Annotated in this window: 1 protein-coding gene and 1 pseudogene; both read left to right on the top strand. The window is 38.7% G+C overall.

Annotation, left to right across the window (positions count from 1 at the left end; translation table 11 throughout):
* Nucleotides 1-29: 29 nt before the first annotated feature.
* Nucleotides 30-857 (top strand): RecT family recombinase, encoded by an 828-nt coding sequence (locus ACFIKD_RS09560; RefSeq protein WP_375635684.1) that lies wholly within the window; start codon nucleotides 30-32, stop codon nucleotides 855-857.
* A 1-nt stretch (nucleotide 858) separates the two neighbouring features.
* Nucleotides 859-1,008 (top strand): annotated as a pseudogene (locus ACFIKD_RS09555) (exonuclease); the annotation flags it as partial.

Below are 1,008 nucleotides of genomic sequence, written 5' to 3'. Positions count from 1 at the left end.
GTGAATTGCGCGCAATGTAGGAAATCAAGATGACAAATTCTACTTTTTTAAAAGAAATGGCAGAAAAATATGGATTTTCTGCTGAAGAATTTCGAGCCACAATCATAAAAACTTGTATTGGAGATAAAAATGCTAGTGTCATCACTGATGCAGAATTTGCCGTTTTTCTTTTTGTTGCCAATACTTATGGACTTAACCCTTTAACAAAAGAAATCTATGCACTCCCTAAAAAAGGCGGCGGCATCATACCCGTTGTTTCTATCGACGGTTGGATAAAGATCATCAAATCAAATCCTGACTTTGATGGCATGACCTTTCAAGATCAACTCAATGAGGATGGGAATATCATTGCTATCAAATGTGCTATTCGTCTCAAAGGCATTAAAGACCCTATCGAAGTCACCGAATATCGCAAAGAATGCGAACAAGCCCACAGTGAACCTTGGAAAAAATACCCCGCACGTATGTTGCGCCATAAAGCCACTATACAATGTGCTCGCTATGCTTTCGGGCTTTCCGGTATTTATGAAGAAGATGAAGCCGCACGTATCCATGAAGCAAACCATAACGTACAAACGAAGTTAGTTTCTTATGACGTGCTTACGCAAATCAAACAATTAATAAACATCACTCAAACAGAAGAAGAAAAAGTGCTTGAGTATGGACGAGTCCAAAAGCTTGAAGATCTTCCTGATGAAAGAGCACAAAGGATTTTGGATGTTTTGCAAAAGAGACAGCATGAAAAAGAACAATCTTTCCTACAACAAAAGCAAATAGAAGCGCCTATACAAGATGCCGAATATATTCACGTCCAAGATATAGAATATGCACCACAAGAACAAAGAACGGTGGTGTGAGATGGAACAAAGAACAGCAGAATGGTTCCAAGCACGCTTGGGTAAAGTCACCGCATCTAATGTTTACAACATTATCAGTAAGACAGCAAAAGGATTGCCTACAAGCAAATATGAAGACTACAAAATCAAACTCATAACAGAGCGCTTAACA

This window comes from Bartonella sp. CR84HXZ (assembly GCF_042194535.1).
GTDB classification, from domain to species: domain Bacteria; phylum Pseudomonadota; class Alphaproteobacteria; order Rhizobiales; family Rhizobiaceae; genus Bartonella; species Bartonella grahamii.
Note: the sequence above shows the minus strand (reverse complement) of the source record. Positions and strands in the feature narration are given on the sequence as shown.

What these genes read in the sequence shown, in the direction of transcription:
- ACFIKD_RS09560 (WP_375635684.1), top strand. Translation starts at nt 30, where the DNA reads ATGACAAATTCTACTTTTTTAAAAGAAATGGCAGAAAAATATGGATTT.